Origin of the sequence: Streptomyces pactum (genome assembly GCF_002005225.1) — a bacterium.
GTDB lineage: Bacteria > Actinomycetota > Actinomycetes > Streptomycetales > Streptomycetaceae > Streptomyces > Streptomyces pactum_A.
The window spans coordinates 1,831,628-1,849,948 of record NZ_CP019724.1 but is presented as its reverse complement, the minus strand read 5'-3'; the positions used below and the strand labels follow the sequence as shown (position 1 = coordinate 1,849,948).

Here is an 18,321-nt window from a genome sequence, read left to right as displayed (position 1 = left end):
GTGACCACGCCCCCTGTGACCACGATGCCTGTGACCGCGACCACGATGACCACGACCTACTGGACCGAGACCGACAGCCTCGTCGGCCGGCTGCTGCTCACCGCGGGGCCGGACGGCGCGCTCACCTCCCTGTCCGTGCCCGGGCAGAAGGGCGGCCGGAGCGTCCAGGACGGCTGGCGGCACGACGCCGGGCCCTTCCGCGCGGCCGCGGAACAGCTCGCCGCCTACTTCGCCGGGGAGCTGAAGGAGTTCCGGCTGCCGCTGCGCGCCGAGGGGACCGCCTTCCGGGAGCGCGTCTGGGCCGCCCTGGACGACGTGCCCTACGGGGCGACCACGACGTACGGCGAGATCGCCGCGCGCATCGGTGCCTCCCGGCCGGCGGTACGCGCCGTCGGCGGCGCGATCGGGGCCAACCCGCTGCTGATCCTGCGCCCCTGCCACCGGGTGATCGGCTCCGACGGCTCCCTGACGGGGTACGCGGGCGGTCTGGAGCGCAAGACGCGGCTGCTCACCCTGGAGGGCGCCGCGCTAGCCGGCTAGCACCGCTCCCAGCCACGCCCCGGTGACCAGCAGGCAGGCGAACAGCTCCGTCAGCACGCTGGAGCCGCCCGAGCGCATCGCCGTGCGCAGCGCCGTCATCGCCTCGCCGTGCCGGCCGAGCCGCAGCCGTTCGGCGAGGTAGATGCCACCCATGAAGCCGGGTATCGCGCCCAGCACCGGGACCACGACGAAGCCGACGAACGCGCCCGCGCCCGCGTACGCCGTGACCCGGCGGCCGGCGTCGTCCCGGCCCAGCCGCCGGGGCGGCAGCGTCCAGCGCACCGCCTGGGACAGGAGGAGCACGACCGTGGCGCCGACGAGCACGGCCCACGAGAGGGACTGCGGATCCTTCAGCGCCCACCACAGGACCCCGGCCCACACCAGCCACGACCCGGGCATGCCGGGGAGCAGTACTCCCAACAGCCCGAGCAGGATGACCAGGCCGGACAGCAGGAGATTCCACGCTCCCATCTGTCCAGGGTGCCGGAATCGGTTCCGGTCCGCAGATGTCCCGCACCGCGGGCGGGGCGGGGGTGGCCAGGCGGCCGGTTCAGCCCGTCCGGGCCACCCAGTCCCGCTCGTACGCGTGCCAGCCGAGCTGGAGCCGGGTCGTGACCCCGGTCAGTTCCATCAGGCGCTTCACCCGACGCTGTACGGTCCGCAGTCCCAGGTCGAGCTGTTTGGCCACGCTCGCGTCGGTCAGTCCGGCCAGCAGCAGGGAGAGGATCTCCAGGTCGGTGCCGTCGGGACCGTCCGGGCCGTGCTCGCTCACGCCGGCCGCGCCGAGCCGCAGCGGCAGCGCGTCCCGCCACACCGAGTCGAACAGGCCCGAGAGCAGTTCCAGGAGGCCGCTGGCGTGGACGACCAGTGCGGCCGGCTCCGAGGAGTGCGCCGTGAGGGGGACCAGGGCCAGGGCCCGATCGGCGATCACCAGCTTGGTCGGTACCCGGTCCACCACGCGCACCTGCTCGTCGCGGCCCAGTGCGGCGGTCAGCTCGGTGATGCCGGTGGGCAGGTCCAGAACCGCCCGCTCGACGACCACCCGGTAGCCGACCCCGCGTCCGGCGGCCTGCTCCTCCGCGTCGTTCTCCATGCCGGTGACGGCGACGGGGTTGCCGGTGACCAGCGCGCACACCTCGTCGCTCGCCCCGAGCTGGAGCTGGAGGAAGCGCTGGGCGACCGCCGCGGCACCGGTCACCACCTCCACCAGGTCGTGCACGGCGGGCTCGGCCGCCGCCGCCCGGTACTCCTCGGCCAGCAGCGCCGCGGCCAGCTCCGCCTTCTCCAGTTCGTGCCGCTGCCGGGTGAGCAGCGCGCCCAGTGCCACCCCCGGCGGCGCGGCGACCCAGCGGCCGGGCCGGGCCGACGACTGGGCGGCCAGCCCGTTCTGTTCCAGCCGGCGCAGCGCACGCTCCGTGTCCCGCTCGCCGAGCACCAGCCGCCGGGCCAGATCGGGCACGTCGGCCGCGCCCACGGCCACCAGCGCCCGGTACGCCGACTCGTGCGTGTCGTCCAGCCCCAGCACTCCCAGCATCAGGTGCAGTCCCTCCCCGAGAACAAACCTCACCACCACAGCGCGCGGAGCCGTCCCTGGCGGAAAACGGCCACGGCGTAAACCCGCCTGCGGACATCATCGCCGTACCGCCGGTCACTCTGCCAATGTGGCGTCGCCGAGCGGTCCTCCCGTGGGGGGTGGGGCCGCTCGGCCGCCCACCTCGCCACACGTGTTCGACACGTCCCCCGACACGCCGTCCGGCGCGGCACCGGTCCGCCGGAATTTCCGGATGCCCCGTTTTCATACGGCTCCGTCGGTGGACAATCGGGAGCATGAGTCAGCAGGGGGGAAGGCCCACCGGTCAGGACGACGACTGGTGGGGGCGGCTGTACGACGACTCCACCGGCGACACCGGCCACACGGCCGCGCCCGATTCCCTGGACGACCGGTTCGCCTCGGCAGCGGGGACGGTGGGCGGCCGGACACCGCCCCCGGACACCGCGGACGGACCGCCCCCGGACACCGCGGACAGACCGTCCTCGGACACCGCGGACGGACCGCCCCCGGACACCGCGGACGGAAGGACACCGTCCTCGTCGGCGACGGGCCGGATCCCGCCCGCGGCGACCGATCCTCCCGCCGAGCGGAACTCCCCTCCGGAAGAGGACCGGCCCCCCTGGTGGGCGGCGGCCGAGCCGCCCGGTGTCCCCGGCCCTCGCACCGCGGGCCCGCCACACGCCGACACCCCACTGCGCCCCGAGGCGCCTCCGCCGGGCGGCGCTCCGGGTGCCGGTCGGGGGCCCGGTGCGGGTGGGGTGCCGCCGGTTTCCGGTGAGGCGCCGCCCACCGTTGGTGGTGATCGTGGTGCCGGTGAGGTGCCTCGGGCCGGGGGCGGGCCGGGTGCCGGTTCGGTGTCGCGGGCGGGCGATGGGCGGCGTGAGGAGGGTTCGCCGTCGCGCGGTGAGGTGCCTCGGGCCGGGGGCGGGCCGGGTGCCGGTTCGGTGTCGCGGGCGGGCGATGCGCGGCGTGAGGAGGGTTCGCCGTCGCGCGGTGAGGTGCCTCGGGCCGGGGGCGGGCCGGGTGCCGGTTCGGTGTCGCGGGCGGGCGATGGGCGGCGTGAGGAGGATTCGCCGTCGCGCCTTCCCGGGCCGCCCCGGCAGCGAGCCCCCTGGGAACCGCCGCCCGCCACACCCACCGGCCCGGTGAGCTTCCCGCGCGGACCCGGACCCGGACGGGGGCCCGGGGGGACGGCCCACGGGGCGGAAACCGACGGCCCGCCACAGCCGCCGGCCGGCCGGGAGCCCGGACTCATACGGCCCGCGCCTGCGTCGGCTCCGCCACCGACCGGGCACCGGCAGGGACCCCACGGCCGCACCACCTCGGGGACCGGCCCCGCCGATCTGACGGAACCCTCCGCCCAGGATCCCCCCGCCGCACGGCCGGCCCCCGGCGCGGCAGCGTCACCGCCGCCTCCCCCCACCGCCTCCGACCTGCCCCCGCTCCCGCCGCCGTTTCTCCCCGCGCAACCTCCACAGCCCCTGCCCGCACCGGGTGAGGACCACCCCGCCCCGCGCGACTACGTCGGCTCCGGGCCGCCCACCTACGACGCCGAGCCCACCGCGCTGCCGTCGGCCGACCCCGACGGGCTCGACGGGCTGGTGGCGGACACCGTGCTGGACGGCGCCCGGTACGGGACGTGCACGCTGCGGGCCGTCTCCGCGCGGGGGGACTCCGCGCGGTACCGGGGCGACCCGCGCCGCGACGCGCTGCTCGTCGCGCGCTTCGGCGCGGGGGAGCAGGCACTGATCCTGGTGGCGATGGCGACCGGCGCCCGCGCGACCGCCGGGGCGCACCGCGCCGCCGCCGAGGTGTGCCAGTGGATCGGCCGGGCCGTGGGCCGCAGCCACGCCCGGCTCGCCGAGGACCTGCGGGCCGCCCGGCGCGGCGAACTGAAGTCCGGACTGCACCGCCTCACCGACCGCAGCCTCGGCCGGCTCCGCGCCGGCGCCGCCGAACAGGGCCTGGCTCCGGAGGAGTACGCGGCCACGCTGCGCTGTCTGCTGCTGCCCGCCGACCCCGGGTGCCGTACGCGGGTGTTCTTCGGTGCCGGCGCGGGCGGACTGTTCCGGCTGCGGGACGGCGCCTGGCAGGACATGGAGCCGGGCGCCGGCGACGTCGCCGGTGAGCCCGTCGTCGGGTTCGGCTCGCCGCCGCGAGCGAGGCCGGGCCAGGCGCCGGACGAGACGCCGGAGGGCGACCGGCTCACCATGGACCTGGGCGTCACCACCCCGCCCGGCCCCTCCGGAGGACCGCCCGCCGGGCCGCCCCGCGAGCCCTTCCGCTTCCGGGCCTCCGTAGCCCGCCCGGGTGATGTGCTGCTGCTGTGCACCACGGGCCTCGCCGAACCCCTGTTGAGCGAGCCCGAACTGGGCGAACACCTCGCCCGGCGGTGGTCCGGCCGTACCCCGCCCGGCCTCGCGGAGTTCCTCGCCGACAGCCGCGTCCGGGTCAAGGGCTACGCCGACGACCGTACGGCGGCCGCCGTCTGGGAGGCGTGACGCCGCCCGCTGTGCCATAGCTGGAGCCATGGCCAAACAGAACGTCGCGGAACAGTTCGTCGACATCCTCACCCGCGCCGGAGTCAAACGCCTCTACGGAGTCGTCGGCGACAGCCTCAACCCGGTCGTGGACGCCGTGCGCCGCCACTCCGGCATCGAGTGGGTCCACGTGCGGCACGAGGAGACCGCCGCCTTCGCCGCCGGCGCGGAGGCCCAGATCACCGGGAAGCTGACCGCGTGCGCCGGCTCCTGCGGCCCCGGCAACCTCCACCTCATCAACGGCCTCTACGACGCCCACCGCTCCGCGGCCCCCGTCCTCGCCCTCGCCTCGCAGATCCCCTCCAGCGAAATCGGCCTCGGCTTCTTCCAGGAGACCCATCCCGACCAGCTCTTCCGCGAGTGCAGCCACTACAGCGAGTTGATCTCCAGCCCGAAGCAGATGCCCCGGCTGCTCCAGACCGCCATCCAGCACGCGGTCGGGCAGGGCGGCGTCAGCGTCGTCTCCCTGCCCGGCGACCTCGCCGACGAGCCCGCGCCCGAGAAGGCGGCCGAGACGGCCCTCGTCACCTCCCGGCCGACCGTCCGGCCCGGCGACGAGGAGATCGACCGGCTGGTGCGGCTCATCGACGACGCCGACAAGGTCACCCTGTTCTGCGGCGCCGGCACGGCGGGCGCGCACGCCGAGGTGATGGAGTTCGCCGGGAAGATCAAGTCCCCGGTGGGGCACGCCCTGCGGGGCAAGGAGTGGATCCAGTACGACAACCCGTACGACGTGGGGATGAGCGGCCTGCTCGGCTACGGCGCGGCCTACGAGGCCACCCACGAGTGCGACCTGCTGATCCTGCTCGGCACGGACTTCCCGTACAACGCCTTCCTGCCCGACGACGTGAAGATCGCCCAGATCGACGTCCGGCCCGAGCACCTGGGCCGGCGCTCCAAGCTGGACCTCGCGGTGTGGGGCGACGCGAAGGAGACCCTGCGGTGCCTGATCCCGCGGGTGAGGGAGAAGAAGAACCGCCGCTTCCTCGACCGGATGCTGAAGAAGCACGCCGACGCGCTGGAGGGCGTGGTCAAGGCGTACACCCGCAAGGTCGACAAGCACGTGCCGATCCATCCCGAGTACGTCGCCGCCGTGCTCGACGAGATGGCCGACGACGACGCCGTGTTCACCGTCGACACCGGCATGTGCAATGTCTGGGCGGCCCGCTACATCTCGCCCAACGGGCGGCGCCGCATCATCGGTTCCTTCTCGCACGGCTCGATGGCGAACGCGCTGCCGATGGCGATCGGCGCCCAGTTCACCGACCGGCGCCGGCAGGTCGTCTCCATGTCCGGCGACGGCGGGTTCACCATGCTGATGGGCGACTTCCTCACCCTCGTGCAGCACGACCTGCCGGTGAAGGTCGTCCTCTTCAACAACTCCTCGCTCGGCATGGTCGAGCTGGAGATGCTGGTCGCGGGGCTGCCCTCGCACGGCGTGGCCAACGCCAACCCCGACTTCGCCGCCGTCGCCGAGGCCTGTGGCGCCTTCGGGGTCCGGGTGGAGAAGCCCAAGGACCTGGCCGGGGCGCTGAAAGCCGCGTTCAAGCACAAGGGGCCGGCCCTCGTCGACGTCGTCACCGACCCCAACGCCCTCTCCATCCCGCCGAAGATCAGCGCCGACATGGTCACCGGCTTCGCCCTGTCCGCCTCGAAGATCGTGCTGGACGGCGGTGTCGGACGCATGCTCCAGATGGCCCGCTCGAACCTGCGCCACGTCCCGCGACCGTGACCGGCGAGCGGTCGTCGGCGGGAGTGCGGCCGGGATCGTGGCGGGGCCGACGCGTATCGGCATGACTGCGGGGGGCCCGAACGGGCAAGGCTTCCCCGTGAGGACGTTCGAACAGGAGGGGGAGCGACATCAGCACGCGGACGGGGGACATGAAGGGACACGCGGCACCACAGCTCAGGCGGCGGCTCGGGCGGGCGGACCTGCGGGCGGTGCCCGAGGCCCGGCGCGCCCTGCGTGAGCTGCTGCGGCAGTGGGGAGGACCCGGACGCTCGGAGGTGGCGGAACTGCTCACCAGCGAACTGGTCACCAACGCGCTCGTCCACACCGACGAGGGCGCCGTCCTGACCGCCACGGTCGGACCGCGCGCGCTGCGGGTCGAGGTGCGGGACTTCGTCGGCCGGCTGCCCCGGCCGCGCGCCCCGGAACCGGAGGAGAGCACCAACGGCAGAGGCCTGGTCCTGGTGCGGTCCCTCGCCGACGACTGGGGCGTACGGCCCTGCGCGGTGGGCAAGTCGGTCTGGTTCGAACTGGGCGCCGAGGCCGCCTGAGGCGCCGGGACGATCCCGGCGCCCGGCACCCCGGCGTCTCACGTCTCGTCAGCCGAACTGCTGCTCCAGGTCCTTGAGCTTGCGCTCCAGGGAGTCCAGGCGGGGCAGGGCCTGGGTGTCGTCCTCCGCGGTGAGGTCGACGGTGATCTGGTCAGCTCCGCGGCGGACGGGCTGCAGTGAGGGACGCCGGCTTGCGGGCAGGGGCTCCGGCGTCGATATGGCAGGCTCCGCGGTGGCACGTTCGGAGCCACGCTCCACCTGCTGCACCTCGACCTCGACCGGGCGGCCGCCGCGGCCGGGGAAGCCCCGGTGGCCGTGGCCCCGGCTGATCGCCTTGAGCTGTGCGCGCTCCAGTCGCTCCTGCTCGCGCCGCCGCAGCTTCTTCTCCTCCTTCTGACGCCTGTCGTCGCGCACCTCCTCGACCGCCTCGTCGAGGCTGCGCACACCCTCCAGGAGCATCAGCGACCAGGCGCGGTACGTCTCCCGGGGAGCCCGCAGCCAGCGGACCATGCGGATCTGCGGCAGCGGGCGCGGCACCAGGCCCTGCTCGCGCAGGGCTGCCCGGCGGGTCTGCTTCAGGGCGCGGTCGAACAGCACCGCCGCCGACAGGGACATGCCCGCGAAGAAGTGCGGGGCACCCGCGTGACCGATCCCGCGGGGCGCGTGCACCCAGTTGAACCACGCCGCCGCGAACGCGAACGTCCACACGAGTATGCGGGAGCCGAGCGCCGCGTCACCGTGGCTGGCCTCGCGCACCGCGAGGACGGAGCAGAACATCGCCGCTCCGTCGAGACCGAACGGGACCAGGTACTGCCAGCCGCCGCTCAGGCCGAGGTTCTGCTCGCCGAAGCCGACCAGACCGTGGAAGGAGAGCGCCGCGGCGACCGCGGCGCAGCAGAAGAGCAGGACGTAGGAGACGCTGCCGTAGAGGGCTTCCTTGCGCCTGCGCCGCTCCTCCATGCGCTCCCACGAGTCGTCCGCGCCCGCGTCCTTCCCCGAGGAACGCTTGCCTCGCGCGAGCACCGCCACCGCCGCCAGCATGCCCAGGAGCAGTACGGCGCCCGGAAGCAGCCAGTTCAGCGATATGTCGGTCAATCTCATCTGGGGGTCCCTTGCATTGGGATAGGGCGTAACGCCCGCCATGGTGGCCCAAACCCGGCGGCCCTCAAGGGGTTTCGGGGCAAGAGGCAGCCAAGGGAGGGTGAAGGGAGGCCCAGGGCGGTGCTCCGCTCGAACTGCCGCATGAGGGGCGGGAGTTGAGTTCGAATAAGACTACCCGTACGGGTGGTTCCACGGAAAGTTCCCGCGGCTCGTGAGGGAGTTGTGAAACGACGCCGGTGATCTTAACCGACCATCTTGGTGGCGGTCGCGCCCGAGTTCACCGCGCCCGAGTTCACCGCGCCCGAGTTCACCGCGCCCGAGTTCACCGCGCCCGAGTTCACCGCGCCCGAGTCCGGCCGCGGGTGGCTCAACCCGCCGTGGCGAGCAGCTTGCCGACGCGGTCCGCGTCGCAGGTGCGCGGGCAGGTGGCGCAGGTGTCCTCGGGGCGCAGCGTGTAGAACATGCAGCAGCTCGCCCGGTCCCGGGTGTGCAGTGACTCGCCGTCAGGTCCGGTCAGCTCGCGGAACGCCGCCTTGCCGACGTACGGCTTGGTCGCGCCCGGCAGCAGCGACTCCAGCTCGTGCCGCGCCCGCTCCTGCTCACCGAGCAGATGGGCGACGTACCACAGGCCCTCGACGACCTCGTCGGTCGCCATGCCCCACAGGGCGCGTCCGCGCCGCCGCATGCGCGGCCCGAACCCCGCCAGCACCGGTTCCATGTGCTCGGCGACCGCGGCGCGCACCTCGGCCCGCAGTGCCTCCTCGTCGGCGACCACGCGGGCGCCGGGCAGCGCGGCGGCCGGATCGCCGGGCAGGCAGGCGAAGTCCTCGGGCCGCACGGCCATGCGGCCGAGGGGGAGGCCTGCCGCCGAGCGGTCGTAGGCGACGCGGGTCACGGGGTAGCGGGGCACCCGGCGGTGCAGGAACCACGGCACGGTGATCAGCAGGCAGGCCGGCCACGCGTACCGGTGCAGTCCGAAGCTCGCGACCACGTCCGGCCGGGCCCGCTGCCCGTAGTCCCGGACCACCTGGGCGTCGTCCCAGGCGAGGAAGGCCTCCAGCTCCGCCCCGCCCGCGGCGAGCGCGTCGGCCGCGACCCAGCCGCCGCCGCGCGGGACCTCGCCGGCCGGGTCCACCTCGGTGACGCCCAGCCCCGGGAGCACCTCGGACAGGCGCGCGTAGGCGGCTGTGAAGGCCGAGCGGGCGACACGCATGCGGGACCACCGATCCACGTTCGAACAACGGGCTGCTTGAGGTAAGCCTTACCTTACCCAAGATCTTTGGGATTTGAACTGACGGCCCCTGCCCTTATGGTGCTTGACGGACAGGTGACAACCCGCCGTAATGACCCCAAGTACCGACACATCCCACAGGAGGGCCCGTGAAGCCGAGCGCGCGGGGTCCCGCAGGCACAGGGGCCGGGCGGGTCCGCACCGCCGAGTCGCCCGGACCGGTCCGCGAACCGGCCGCATCGGCACGGGTCGAACCGGCCGCATCGGTGCGGGTTCCGGCGCAGCCGGGCGTCGCGGACATGGACCGGGACCGGGTGTGCGGGGCCGGGGAACCGGCCGGGGCCGCGCGCGGCGAGCACACGCACGGCGAACCTCCGCCGCACCGCCCGCGCGTACTCGTCCAGCGTTCCTCCGTGCGCGGGCAGATCCTCGACGCCCTGCGCACCGCGCTGGTCTCCGGGGAGCTGCGGCCCGGCGAGGTCTACTCGGCACCCGTGCTCGGCGAGCGGTTCGGCGTCTCGGCCACCCCCGTACGGGAGGCCATGCAGCAGCTCGCCCTGGAGGGCGCCGTCGAGGTCGTCCCCAACCGGGGCTTCCGCGTCGTCGAGCGCGGCGACCGGGAACTGGCCGAGCTGGCCGAGGTCCGCGCCCTGCTCGAAGTCCCGGTGCTGCTGCGCCTGGCCCGTACGGTGCCCGCCGAACGCTGGGCGGAGCTGCGGCCCCTCGCCGAGGCCACCGTCCGGGCCGCGTCGTCCGGCTGCCCGGCCACGTACGCCGAGGCCGACCGCGCCTTCCACCGCGCGGTGCTCGCGCTGGCCGGCAACGACCAGCTCGTCCGAATCGCCGCCGACCTGCACCGCCGTGCCCAGTGGCCGCCGGCCGGGGCTCCCGCGGTACGGGGGCGGGCGGACCTGATCGCCGACGCGCACGAACACACGGCGCTGCTGGACGCGCTGATCGCCGGCGACCCGGACATGGTGCGGACCCTGGTGGGGGAGCACTTCGGCCAGCCACGCTGAGCGCGACGCCGCGGACGCGAACCCCTCCCGACCGGACTCCTGCGAAGACTCGTAGGGTCCCTATGAGTCCCTACGAGTCCCTATGAGGCCTTACAAGGCCCTATGAGTCCCTACGGGTGTCGCAAGCCGCTACGGGTGCTTGCGGCGCCCTGTAGAGGCGCTACAAGACCTCCTGCCGTTCCGTGCGGCTCGCCGGCACCTTCTTCCGCTCCGTGCTCCGGCCCTCGCGGCGGGTGGGGCGGGACCCGGTGCCGCGGTCGTGCATCTCGATGGCCAGCGGAGACGCGGTGAACACCGAGGAGTACGTGCCGACCCCCACACCGATCAGCAGGGCGAGGGCGAAGTCGGTGAGCGAGTCGTCGGCGAGGACGGCCAGTGAGGCGAGGATCAGCACCGCGCCCAGGCCCGTGTTGACCGTGCGCGGCAGGGTCTGCAGGATCGCCTGGTTCGTGAGCCGGGCGAACGGAGCCTTCCGCTCCTTGCCGCCGAGCAGCTCCCGGATGCGGTCGAAGAGGACGACCGAGTCGTTGACCGAGTAGCCGATCACGGTCAGCAGCGCGGCCAGGAAGACCCCGTCGATCGGCTTGCCCAGCCAGGCGAACACACCGACCAGGATCACCACGTCGTGGGCGAGCGCGCCGACCGCCGCGGTGCCGAACAGCAACCGGAAACGGACGGCGAGATACAGCAACTGGGCGCACAGGGCCAGGCCCAGGGCGATCAGCGCGTCCTTGCGCAGCTCCGCGCCCAGGCTGGGGCCGATCAGCTCGTCGCGGACCTTCTCCGTCTCGCCGCCCAGCTCGCCGATGGCCTCGGTGACGGTCTCCGCCTCCGCGTTGGTCAGCTTCTCGGTGCGCACGGTGAGGTCGCTGTCGCCGGAGGACTGGACGACGGCGCGGGGGAAGCCCGCGTCGGCGAGGGCGTCCCGCGCCCGGTCGGCGTCGACCCGGGTGGCCGTGGAGTACTCGATGAGCCGTCCGCCGGTGAACTCGATGCCGAAGTCGAGGCCGCGGACCAGGATGCCGGAGCCGGCCACCACGAGGACGACCGCGGAGGCGGCCAGCCAGCGGCGCGGGCGGCGCATCAGGAAGGGGTCGCGGCGCAGCAGGGCGTCACGCACCGGGCCGGTGGTCGAGATGCCCGTGATGTGCGGGCGGCGGAAGACCGACGGGCGGCTCGCGGCGAACTCGGCGAGCACCCGGGTGATCACCAGGGCGCTGACCATGGAGGCCAGCACGCCGATGCCCAGGGTGACGCCGAAACCCTTCACCGGCCCCGAGGCCAGGAAGAACAGCAGGGCGGCGGCGATCAGCGTGGTGATGTTGGAGTCGGCGATCGCGCTGAAGGCGCTGCGGAAACCGGCGGTCAGCGACGAGCGCGTACTCGGCCGGGTGCGGGCGGCCTGTTCCTCGCGGGCGCGTTCGAACACCAGGACGTTGGCGTCCACCGCCATGCCGATGGCCAGCACGAAGCCGGCCAGGCCGGGCAGGGTCAGGGTGGCCCCGATCGCGGCCAGGGCGGCGTAGGAGATCAGGCCGTAGCAGAGCAGGGCCACGGTCGCGAGGGCGCCCATGAGCCGGTAGACGAAGACGATGAACAACCCGGTCAGCGCGGTGCCGATGACGGCGGCCCAGGCGCCGGCCGAGATGGCCTCGTCGCCCAGGGTGGCGCCGATGGTGCGCTGCTCGATGGTCTCGACCGGTACGGGCAGGGCGCCGCCCTTGATGAGCAGGGCAAGCTCGCGGGCCTCGGCGTCGTCGAAGGAGCCGGTGATCTGGGTGGAGCCGCCGGCGATGCCCGCCCCGCAGGCCACGGAGGGATCGACCTGCGGCGAGGAGATGATCTTGTCGTCGAGCACGATGGCGACGCGGCGCTGCGGATCGCCGGCCGGGTGACAGGCGGCTTCGCCGGTCACCTCGGCCCAGCGGTCGCTGCCCGCGTCCTTGAAATCGACGGTGACGTGCCACCCGGCTCCGCCCTGCTGGTCGAAGCGGGCGTCGGCGCCCTTGACGTCCTGCCCGCTCAGCGTGGCGTCCGCGAGCCGCAGGGACTGTCCGGACTCGTCCGGCAGCACGCGCTCGCCGTCCGTGCCGGACGAGGCCCCGGTGGCCTCCTGCCCGGCCTCGGCCGGGCCGAGCACCGAGTGGACGGTGAGTTGCGCGGTGCGGCCCAGCACGTCGGCCGCCTTCTTCGGGTCCTGGACGCCGGGCAGCTCGACGACGACGCGGTTGTCGCCGGAGCGGACGATGGTCGGTTCGGCGACACCGAGCGCGTCGATACGGCCGCGCAGTACCTCCACGGTGCGGTCGGTGGCCTCCCGGTCGGCCTCGGTGGTCTCGGTGGACTTGGTCTCCAGCACGATCTGGGTGCCGCCGCGCAGGTCGAGTCCGAGGCGGATCGGCATGGTCAGGGCGATGGCCGCGGCTCCGGCCAGCACGAGGAGGGCGACGAGCGCCCGCCCCTTCGGGGAGTTGGCTCGGGAGCGGGGACGAGAACGTTTCAACACGGGCCTCCGGCAGGCACGCCACGGCGGCGGCCGAGCGCGGCCGCGGCGGGGGAAGGTGAAAGGACGGACTGTCTCAGTTACCGGAGGAGACGGGGGGAGCCCGCCCGCGGTCGTGGCTCGCACGGCCGGGGGAGACGGGCACGGGCCGGGGCGCCGCCGAGGTCCGCCGGTGGGCGGCCGGGGCGGTGCCGGCGGCGCGTGTGACGGTGGCGAGGCGGTCCGGTGGCGCCGGACGCTCGGCTAGGTGGTCGTGCCGGGGCCTGACCTGGGCCGCGCAGCCGGTGGCACAGTTGTCGTCCGCGTGGTACCCGGCGTCCGGATGCGGGACGGCCGTCGCCGCGGGCGCCGGGACCGGTCCCGGGACGGTGGTGCCCGCGCCGGCCACCGGCCATGCCGGGACCAGGACCAGCAGAACGGCCAGCAGCGCGGCGAGCGTCGCCGCGAGCCGGTGTCCCGGGGCGGGAGGGGCAGCGGCGCGGCCTGCGGGGGCGGTGCGGCCCGCGGGGGTGGTGCGGTCTGCGGGGGCGGTGCGTCGTGCGGGGTGCATGCACCGTCCCCTTTCGTGGCGGGTGACGCGTCGCGGGCGGTCGGACGGTCGGGCGGGCGGAGGAGCGGGAGCCCGGGGCTCCGGACGGGGAGTGGGCGGCCAGGGCTCCGGGCGGTTCGCAGGCGTCGTGCGGACGTGTCAGGGTTCGATGAGTCCGGCCCGGATGGCGTAGCGGGTCAGTTCCAGGCGGTCGCGCAGACCGAGTTTCTGCAGGAGGTTCGCCCGGTGCCGCTGGACGGTCTTGATGCTGATGAAGAGGATCTCGGCGATCTCCTTCGAGGAGTGGCCCTCGGCGACGAGCTTGAGGACCTCCTCCTCGCGGGGCGTGAGGATGTGGTCGGCACTCTCCTCGCCGTGCCGGACACGGTCCAGGAAGTTGCGGATCAGCGCGGTCACCGCGCCCGGGTACAGGAAGGGCTCGTCGCGCATCGCGGCCCGACAGGCGGCGACCAGATCGCGGTCCGCGACGGACTTCAGCACGTACCCGCAGGCCCCCGACTTCAGCGCCTGGAACAGGTACTGCTCGTTGTCGTGCATCGTCAGCATCAGGATGCGCAGCCCCGGCTTGAGCGCCGCCAGCTCCCGGGCTGCCTGCAGACCGGTCAGCCGGGGCATCGCGATGTCCAGGACGGCCAGGTCGACGGCGTGCGCCCGCGCCATGTCGATGGCCTCCGCGCCGTCTCCGGCCTCGGCGACCACCTCGAGGTCCGGCTCCCGGTCGAGGATGAGCCGCACGCCGCGGCGTACCAGCGCGTGGTCGTCGGCGAGCAGGATGCGGATCCTCGACGGATCGGCCGCGGGCGCCGGGGCCGGTCCGGACGCGGGGGAACCGGGCAGGGAGGGGTCGGACATGGTCAGGGCTGCTTCCTGGGGACGGGTGAGAGGAGCTGGATCCGGGTGCCGGCGCCGGGCGCCGAGGTGATGTCGAGGGCGGCCCCGATGAGCAGGGCCCGTTCGCGCATGCCGCGGATACCGGCGCCCTCGCACGCCGCCTCGATGCCGCGGCCGTCGTCGGCGATGGCGAGCGCCACCGCGCCGTCGGCACGGGCCAGGCTCACCTCCACCCGGGAGGCGTCCGCATGCCGGGCCGCGTTGGTCAGGCTCTCCTGCGCGACACGGTAGAGGACCAGCTCGGTCTCGGGGTCCAGATCGGGCAGATCGGCCTCGAAACGGCGCACCACCCGCAGGCCGGTGTGCGTGGCAAAGTCGTGCGTCAGCGAGGACAGCGCGCTGATCAGACCGAGGTCGTCCAGGACCCCGGGACGCAGCCGGCGCACCAGGCGGCGCACCTCGTCCAGGCTCTCCCGGGTGATCTCCTGCGCCTGGTGCAACTCCTCGCGCAGCGGCTCGTCGGCGTCGTCGGCGGCACGCCCCAGCACCAGCAGGATCGCGGTCATGCTCTGCCCGACCTCGTCGTGCAGCTCCTGGGCGATACGGCGCCGCTCCGCCTCCTGGGCGAGCAGGACCCGGGCGGTGCTCGTGGCGCGCTCGTGCTCCAGCCGCTCGAGCATGGCGTTGAAGGTGCGGATCAGCTCGGCGACCTCGCCGCCGCCGGACACCGGCAGCCGCTGGCCGGGGCGCAGCAGGTCGACGGTGGTCATCAGTCGCGTGAGCCGGTCCAGGGGTGCCAGGCCCCAGCGCAGCAGGGCGCCGTTGGCCACCAGCATGACGCCCAGGCCGCCCACCAGAATGACGGCCTCGGTCAGCAGGACCGGCACGGAGACGGTCACCGGAGCCCACAGCAGCAGTGCCGTGGCGAAGCCCAGCACCACCGCGTTGAGCCCGAAGATCCGCCAGAACAGGGACACCGGGGGGTACGCCTCCTTCTGCGACGCGTCGACTGGTACGCCTCTACTGTCGGTCATCGCGCCCTCGGCGGGGCCCGCGGCCCAAGTCGCGACCGGGCAAACGACCAGCGTGCCCCGTCCGCCACCGCCGGTCGATGGGGTCCGACCCCCATTTCCGGGACGCGGCACACCCATCCGGCCGCCCCCGCGCACCGCCGAGTGGATCCTGCGCCCCCGGGCAAATGGGGCCTGCGCCCGATGGGTTTCCCGCGACGGGGCGGCCAGGGTTGAGGCTGACCGGGTCCCATCGGCCCGGCGCCGGTCATACCCGCGGAACTTCCCGAGAGAAGGACTCACCGTGTCGCTCGACGCCTCCCGTATCGAACCCCGCCCCGAGCGGCTGACCGCTCACGAGTCGCGCCAGCGCCTCGAACACGCCCGCAACACCCGCCTGACCCAACTGCGGGCCCTCCCGGAGAGCGGCCAGGCGGACGACCAGCTCATGTCCGCGCAGAAGGCCGCCATCGAGCGGGTGCTCAAGGAGATCGAGGAGGCCTTCGCCCGCATCGAGCAGGGCACCTACGGCACCTGCCTCGGCTGCGGCAAGCCCGTCCCGGGGGAGCGGCTGGAGATCCTCCCCTACACGCGGTACTGCGTCGCCTGCCAGCGCCGCGCCGCCGCCTGACCACCGTCCGTCCAGTCTTCGTCTCCCGCCCCGCCCGAGGGGTGAAGTGGGTGAAGTGGTGAACCACCAGACCATCGACGACCGCGACAGGCGGCTGTCGCCCGAGGACCTCGCCGCGCTCCGGGACGACCTCCACGAGCAGCGGCTGTTCCGCGAGGAGCAGCTCCGGCAGATCGCCGACGTCCCGTCCCGCACCGGCGAGCCGGTCCAGCGGCCGTCCGCCGCGCGGACCGAGGTGCGGGCCGAGCTCGCGGCCTGCGCGCGCATGGTCCTCGCCGACGTGGAGGCGGCACTCGAACGCATGGACGAGGGCCGTTACGGCCTCTGTCATCTGTGCCGTCGCCCCATCGACCGCGAACGCCTGGCGATCGTGCCGCAGGCCCGCTACTGCGGTCGCTGCCGGCAGGTGCGGGAGGCCGGACGATGACCGTGGTCCGCCGGCCCCGCGCCGCCCCGGCCGGGCACCGCCCGTGGCCGCTGTGCCGGCGGTGCGGCGGCGGGGTCGCCCTCGACATGGGCAGTGCCCGCACCCGCGCCTGGGTCGCCGGGCGCGGTGTGATCCTCGACGTGCCGACGGTGACCTTCCCCGGCGCCGGTGCGGTGTACCCCATCCGGCGCGGCTCGATCGTCGACACCGGGGGCACCGCCCGGATGCTCGACCGGCTGCTCGGCCACCGACTGCCCCGCCTCACCCGTCCCCTGGTGGTGGTGACCGCGCCGGTGCTGGACGGGTTCGCCTACCGGACCGAGGCCCGTACGGCCGTGGAGGTGCTGCGCCCGCGCGGTGTGCTGACCGTTCCCAGCGCGCGGGCCGTGGCCCTGGCGGCGGGCGCGGACCTGGCCCGGCCGCTGCTCGTGGTGGACATCGGCGCGCATCTCACCGAGGTGGTGCTCCTGGTGGACGGCGCCGTCTTCGACGCGCGCCGCACCGCCCTGGGCACGGGGGACATCGACGAGGCGACCCCGGCCGCGCGGGTGGCGGAGGCGGTGGTCGACATGACGACCTCGATGCTGCGGCAGGACGACACGTCGCTGACGGCAGACGCCCTGAGCAGGGGCCCGCTGCTCGCGGGCGGGGGTGCCCTGCGTCCCGACATCACCTGCCGGCTCACCGGCGGACTGCACGCTCCCCTGCGGGCGGTGCCGGCCCCGCACACGGCCGCGGTCCGCGGCGCCGCCAAGCTCCTGGAAGCCGCGCACGCCCACCCGTCGACCACGGGTACGGACCCACCGGACGAGCATCCGCACTGACCCCGGGGCGACCGGCCCTCCCACGGCGCGGGGCACCCGTGCGGCCGGACAGAGCACCACCACGACCGGCCCGTGACCTCGGCCCCCGACCCCGCCCCCGTCGCCGTGCCGGCTACGGGCGTACTCCGGCCCCCGCGCCCACCGCCCGCCCGGCGTCGGCCGTACCGCCCCGCCCGCCACAACCCCCGCGCCCGTCCCCCGGGCCCCGACCCGCCGTCGATGCCGGACCGGTACCGACCGGCGCCGCTCCGGCTGCCCCGACCCTGGAAGGAGGCGCACCGTGGCCGGTGAGATACCGCAAGCACAGCCACCGCCCGACGTTCCCGCCCCCGGACGACACCCGCACCTCCTGCTGTGGCGGTGGCGGCGCAACCCGTTGCGGCGCCGTACCGACCGGATGCACGCGTGGGCCGCCCTCTGGCTCCTGCTCGCCGTGCTGGTGGCAGCCCCGGCGGCGATGTTCGCGGTCGGTGACACCGCGTACAGCCACTACCGGAGCACCGCCGAGCACGAGGCCCGGACCCGGGACCACCGTCCCGCCGTCCTCGTCCACGACGCGCCGCGTCACCCCGAACCCGGGTCGGACGAGGCCGAGAAGACCCGGTACCCGGTCAAGGTCCGGTTCACCGGTCCGGACGGCGCGGCGCGGACCGGGAAGGCCGACGTCGAGCCGGGGCTGCCCGTGGACAGCACCGTCCTGGTCTGGGTCGACACGGACGGGAAGATCACCGAGCCGCCGCTGACCGCGGAGCAGATTCGCAGCCGCACGATGGGCTGGGCGATCCTCGCCTTCCTGGGCGTCGTCCTCACCGGCCTCGCCGCCCACGGGGTCACCGGGTACGTGCTGCAACGGCGCAACCTCGCCGGGTGGGACGCCGCCTGGACCGCGACGGCCCCGCGCTGGAGCGGGTTCCCGTGATCGGCCGTCCCGCGGTGGCGGTGCCCGTCGCCGGCTGTCCCGAGGCGGCGGTGCCTGCCGGCTGCCGTCATGCGGCCGTGACACCCGCCGACTGCCGTCCCGAGGTTGCCGCGCCCGCCGTCCGCCGTCCGCCGTCCGCCGTCCGCGGTCCGCTGTCCGCTGTCCGCTGTCCCGAGGTTGCCGCGCCCGCCGTCCGCCGCCCCGCGGTCGCCGCGCCCGCGACCGCCGTCACGCCGTCCGCCGCCCCGCGGTCGCCGCGCCCGCGACCGCCGTCACGCCGTCCGCCGCCCCGCGGTCGCCGCGCCCGCGACCGCCGTCACGCCGTCCGCCGCCCCGCGGTCGCCGCGCCCGCGACCGCCGTCA

The 18,321-nt window shown here is 74.5% G+C and carries 17 protein-coding genes; 9 read left to right on the top strand and 8 right to left on the bottom strand.

The window, feature by feature from the left end:
- Positions 1 to 24: 24 nt before the first annotated feature.
- On the top strand, positions 25 to 540 hold the full coding sequence (locus tag B1H29_RS07640) for a methylated-DNA--[protein]-cysteine S-methyltransferase (protein ID WP_079160723.1): 516 nt from the start codon (positions 25 to 27) through the stop codon (positions 538 to 540).
- On the opposite strand, the gene B1H29_RS07635 is transcribed toward B1H29_RS07640, so the two are convergent.
- Positions 529 to 1,011 (bottom strand): DUF456 domain-containing protein, encoded by a 483-nt coding sequence (locus tag B1H29_RS07635; RefSeq protein ID WP_055419521.1) that lies wholly within the window; start codon positions 1,009 to 1,011, stop codon positions 529 to 531. The two genes, B1H29_RS07640 and B1H29_RS07635, sit on opposite strands and share 12 nt — an antisense overlap.
- A 79-nt stretch (positions 1,012 to 1,090) precedes the next feature.
- On the bottom strand, positions 1,091 to 2,074 hold the full coding sequence (locus B1H29_RS07630; RefSeq protein WP_055419520.1) for a winged helix-turn-helix transcriptional regulator: 984 nt from the start codon (positions 2,072 to 2,074) through the stop codon (positions 1,091 to 1,093).
- Between the two features lie 293 nt (positions 2,075 to 2,367).
- On the opposite strand from B1H29_RS07630, the gene B1H29_RS38470 reads away from it, so the two are divergent.
- The 3 genes from B1H29_RS38470 (at position 2,368) to B1H29_RS07610 (ending at position 6,912) form a co-directional block, all read left to right on the top strand.
- Positions 2,368 to 4,593 (top strand): protein phosphatase 2C domain-containing protein, encoded by a 2,226-nt coding sequence (locus tag B1H29_RS38470; RefSeq protein WP_055419519.1) that lies wholly within the window; start codon positions 2,368 to 2,370, stop codon positions 4,591 to 4,593.
- Between the two features lie 28 nt (positions 4,594 to 4,621).
- A complete protein-coding gene (locus B1H29_RS07615; RefSeq protein WP_055419518.1) occupies positions 4,622 to 6,364 on the top strand; it encodes a pyruvate dehydrogenase in 1,743 nt (580 codons plus the stop codon).
- Between the two features lie 149 nt (positions 6,365 to 6,513).
- Positions 6,514 to 6,912, top strand: coding sequence for an ATP-binding protein (locus B1H29_RS07610; RefSeq protein ID WP_055419517.1), 399 nt, complete (start codon positions 6,514 to 6,516; stop codon positions 6,910 to 6,912).
- A gap of 48 nt (positions 6,913 to 6,960) precedes the next feature.
- Here B1H29_RS07610 and B1H29_RS07605 read toward each other — a convergent pair whose 3' ends face one another.
- Together B1H29_RS07605 and B1H29_RS07600 are read right to left on the bottom strand one after the other, a co-directional pair.
- Positions 6,961 to 8,013, bottom strand: a complete 1,053-nt coding sequence (locus tag B1H29_RS07605) for a DUF2637 domain-containing protein (RefSeq protein ID WP_055419516.1) — start codon at positions 8,011 to 8,013, stop codon at positions 6,961 to 6,963.
- A 367-nt stretch (positions 8,014 to 8,380) separates the two neighbouring features.
- Positions 8,381 to 9,226 carry a (2Fe-2S)-binding protein gene (locus B1H29_RS07600; RefSeq protein WP_055419515.1) on the bottom strand — a complete coding sequence of 282 codons (846 nt, stop codon included), beginning with the start codon at positions 9,224 to 9,226 and terminating at the stop codon, positions 8,381 to 8,383.
- Between the two features lie 167 nt (positions 9,227 to 9,393).
- Between B1H29_RS07600 and B1H29_RS07595 the strand changes: the two genes are divergently transcribed.
- Positions 9,394 to 10,263, top strand: coding sequence for a GntR family transcriptional regulator (locus tag B1H29_RS07595; RefSeq protein WP_079160074.1), 870 nt, complete (start codon positions 9,394 to 9,396; stop codon positions 10,261 to 10,263).
- 160 nt (positions 10,264 to 10,423) lie between these two features.
- Here the strand turns inward: B1H29_RS07595 and secD are convergent, their stop codons facing one another.
- The 4 genes from secD to B1H29_RS07575 all read right to left on the bottom strand — a co-directional run bounded on the left by secD (position 10,424) and on the right by B1H29_RS07575 (position 15,124).
- The gene (gene secD / locus B1H29_RS07590; protein WP_055419514.1) at positions 10,424 to 12,766 is read right to left on the bottom strand and encodes a protein translocase subunit SecD; all 2,343 of its coding nucleotides are present in this window, start codon (positions 12,764 to 12,766) and stop codon (positions 10,424 to 10,426) included.
- Between the two features lie 76 nt (positions 12,767 to 12,842).
- Positions 12,843 to 13,316 carry a hypothetical protein gene (locus tag B1H29_RS07585; RefSeq protein WP_055419513.1) on the bottom strand — a complete coding sequence of 158 codons (474 nt, stop codon included), beginning with the start codon at positions 13,314 to 13,316 and terminating at the stop codon, positions 12,843 to 12,845.
- A gap of 138 nt (positions 13,317 to 13,454) precedes the next feature.
- Complete coding sequence (locus B1H29_RS07580; RefSeq protein ID WP_055419512.1) at positions 13,455 to 14,168, bottom strand: response regulator; 714 nt, start codon at positions 14,166 to 14,168, stop codon at positions 13,455 to 13,457.
- 2 nt (positions 14,169 to 14,170) lie between these two features.
- Complete coding sequence (locus tag B1H29_RS07575; protein WP_055419511.1) at positions 14,171 to 15,124, bottom strand: HAMP domain-containing sensor histidine kinase; 954 nt, start codon at positions 15,122 to 15,124, stop codon at positions 14,171 to 14,173.
- Positions 15,125 to 15,461: 337 nt separating this feature from the next.
- Here B1H29_RS07575 and B1H29_RS07570 point away from each other — a divergent pair, with 337 nt between their 5' ends.
- The 4 genes from B1H29_RS07570 to B1H29_RS07555 all read left to right on the top strand — a co-directional run bounded on the left by B1H29_RS07570 (position 15,462) and on the right by B1H29_RS07555 (position 17,958).
- A complete protein-coding gene (locus tag B1H29_RS07570) occupies positions 15,462 to 15,788 on the top strand; it encodes a TraR/DksA C4-type zinc finger protein (protein WP_055419510.1) in 327 nt (108 codons plus the stop codon).
- Positions 15,789 to 15,843: 55 nt separating this feature from the next.
- Positions 15,844 to 16,215 carry a TraR/DksA family transcriptional regulator gene (locus tag B1H29_RS07565; RefSeq protein WP_055419509.1) on the top strand — a complete coding sequence of 124 codons (372 nt, stop codon included), beginning with the start codon at positions 15,844 to 15,846 and terminating at the stop codon, positions 16,213 to 16,215.
- Positions 16,212 to 17,039: a rod shape-determining protein gene (locus B1H29_RS07560; RefSeq protein ID WP_055419508.1), complete on the top strand. Its 828-nt coding sequence runs from the start codon at positions 16,212 to 16,214 to the stop codon at positions 17,037 to 17,039. The genes B1H29_RS07565 and B1H29_RS07560 overlap by 4 nt, the downstream gene beginning before the upstream one ends.
- 280 nt (positions 17,040 to 17,319) lie before the next feature.
- Positions 17,320 to 17,958 carry an Rv1733c family protein gene (locus B1H29_RS07555; RefSeq protein WP_055419507.1) on the top strand — a complete coding sequence of 213 codons (639 nt, stop codon included), beginning with the start codon at positions 17,320 to 17,322 and terminating at the stop codon, positions 17,956 to 17,958.
- Positions 17,959 to 18,321: the final 363 nt, after the last annotated feature.

Bases quoted from the DNA above. Each gene is read 5' to 3' on its own strand.
- B1H29_RS07580 (WP_055419512.1), bottom strand. From the start codon at position 14,168: ATGTCCGACCCCTCCCTGCCCGGTTCCCCCGCGTCCGGACCGGCCCCG.
- B1H29_RS07615 (WP_055419518.1), top strand. From the start codon at position 4,622: ATGGCCAAACAGAACGTCGCGGAACAGTTCGTCGACATCCTCACCCGC.
- B1H29_RS07630 (WP_055419520.1), bottom strand. From the start codon at position 2,074: ATGCTGGGAGTGCTGGGGCTGGACGACACGCACGAGTCGGCGTACCGG.
- B1H29_RS07560 (WP_055419508.1), top strand. From the start codon at position 16,212: ATGACCGTGGTCCGCCGGCCCCGCGCCGCCCCGGCCGGGCACCGCCCG.
- B1H29_RS07635 (WP_055419521.1), bottom strand. From the start codon at position 1,011: ATGGGAGCGTGGAATCTCCTGCTGTCCGGCCTGGTCATCCTGCTCGGG.
- B1H29_RS38470 (WP_055419519.1), top strand. From the start codon at position 2,368: ATGAGTCAGCAGGGGGGAAGGCCCACCGGTCAGGACGACGACTGGTGG.
- B1H29_RS07600 (WP_055419515.1), bottom strand. From the start codon at position 9,226: ATGCGTGTCGCCCGCTCGGCCTTCACAGCCGCCTACGCGCGCCTGTCC.
- B1H29_RS07585 (WP_055419513.1), bottom strand. From the start codon at position 13,316: ATGCACCCCGCACGACGCACCGCCCCCGCAGACCGCACCACCCCCGCG.
- B1H29_RS07605 (WP_055419516.1), bottom strand. From the start codon at position 8,013: ATGAGATTGACCGACATATCGCTGAACTGGCTGCTTCCGGGCGCCGTA.
- B1H29_RS07640 (WP_079160723.1), top strand. From the start codon at position 25: ATGCCTGTGACCGCGACCACGATGACCACGACCTACTGGACCGAGACC.
- B1H29_RS07610 (WP_055419517.1), top strand. From the start codon at position 6,514: ATGAAGGGACACGCGGCACCACAGCTCAGGCGGCGGCTCGGGCGGGCG.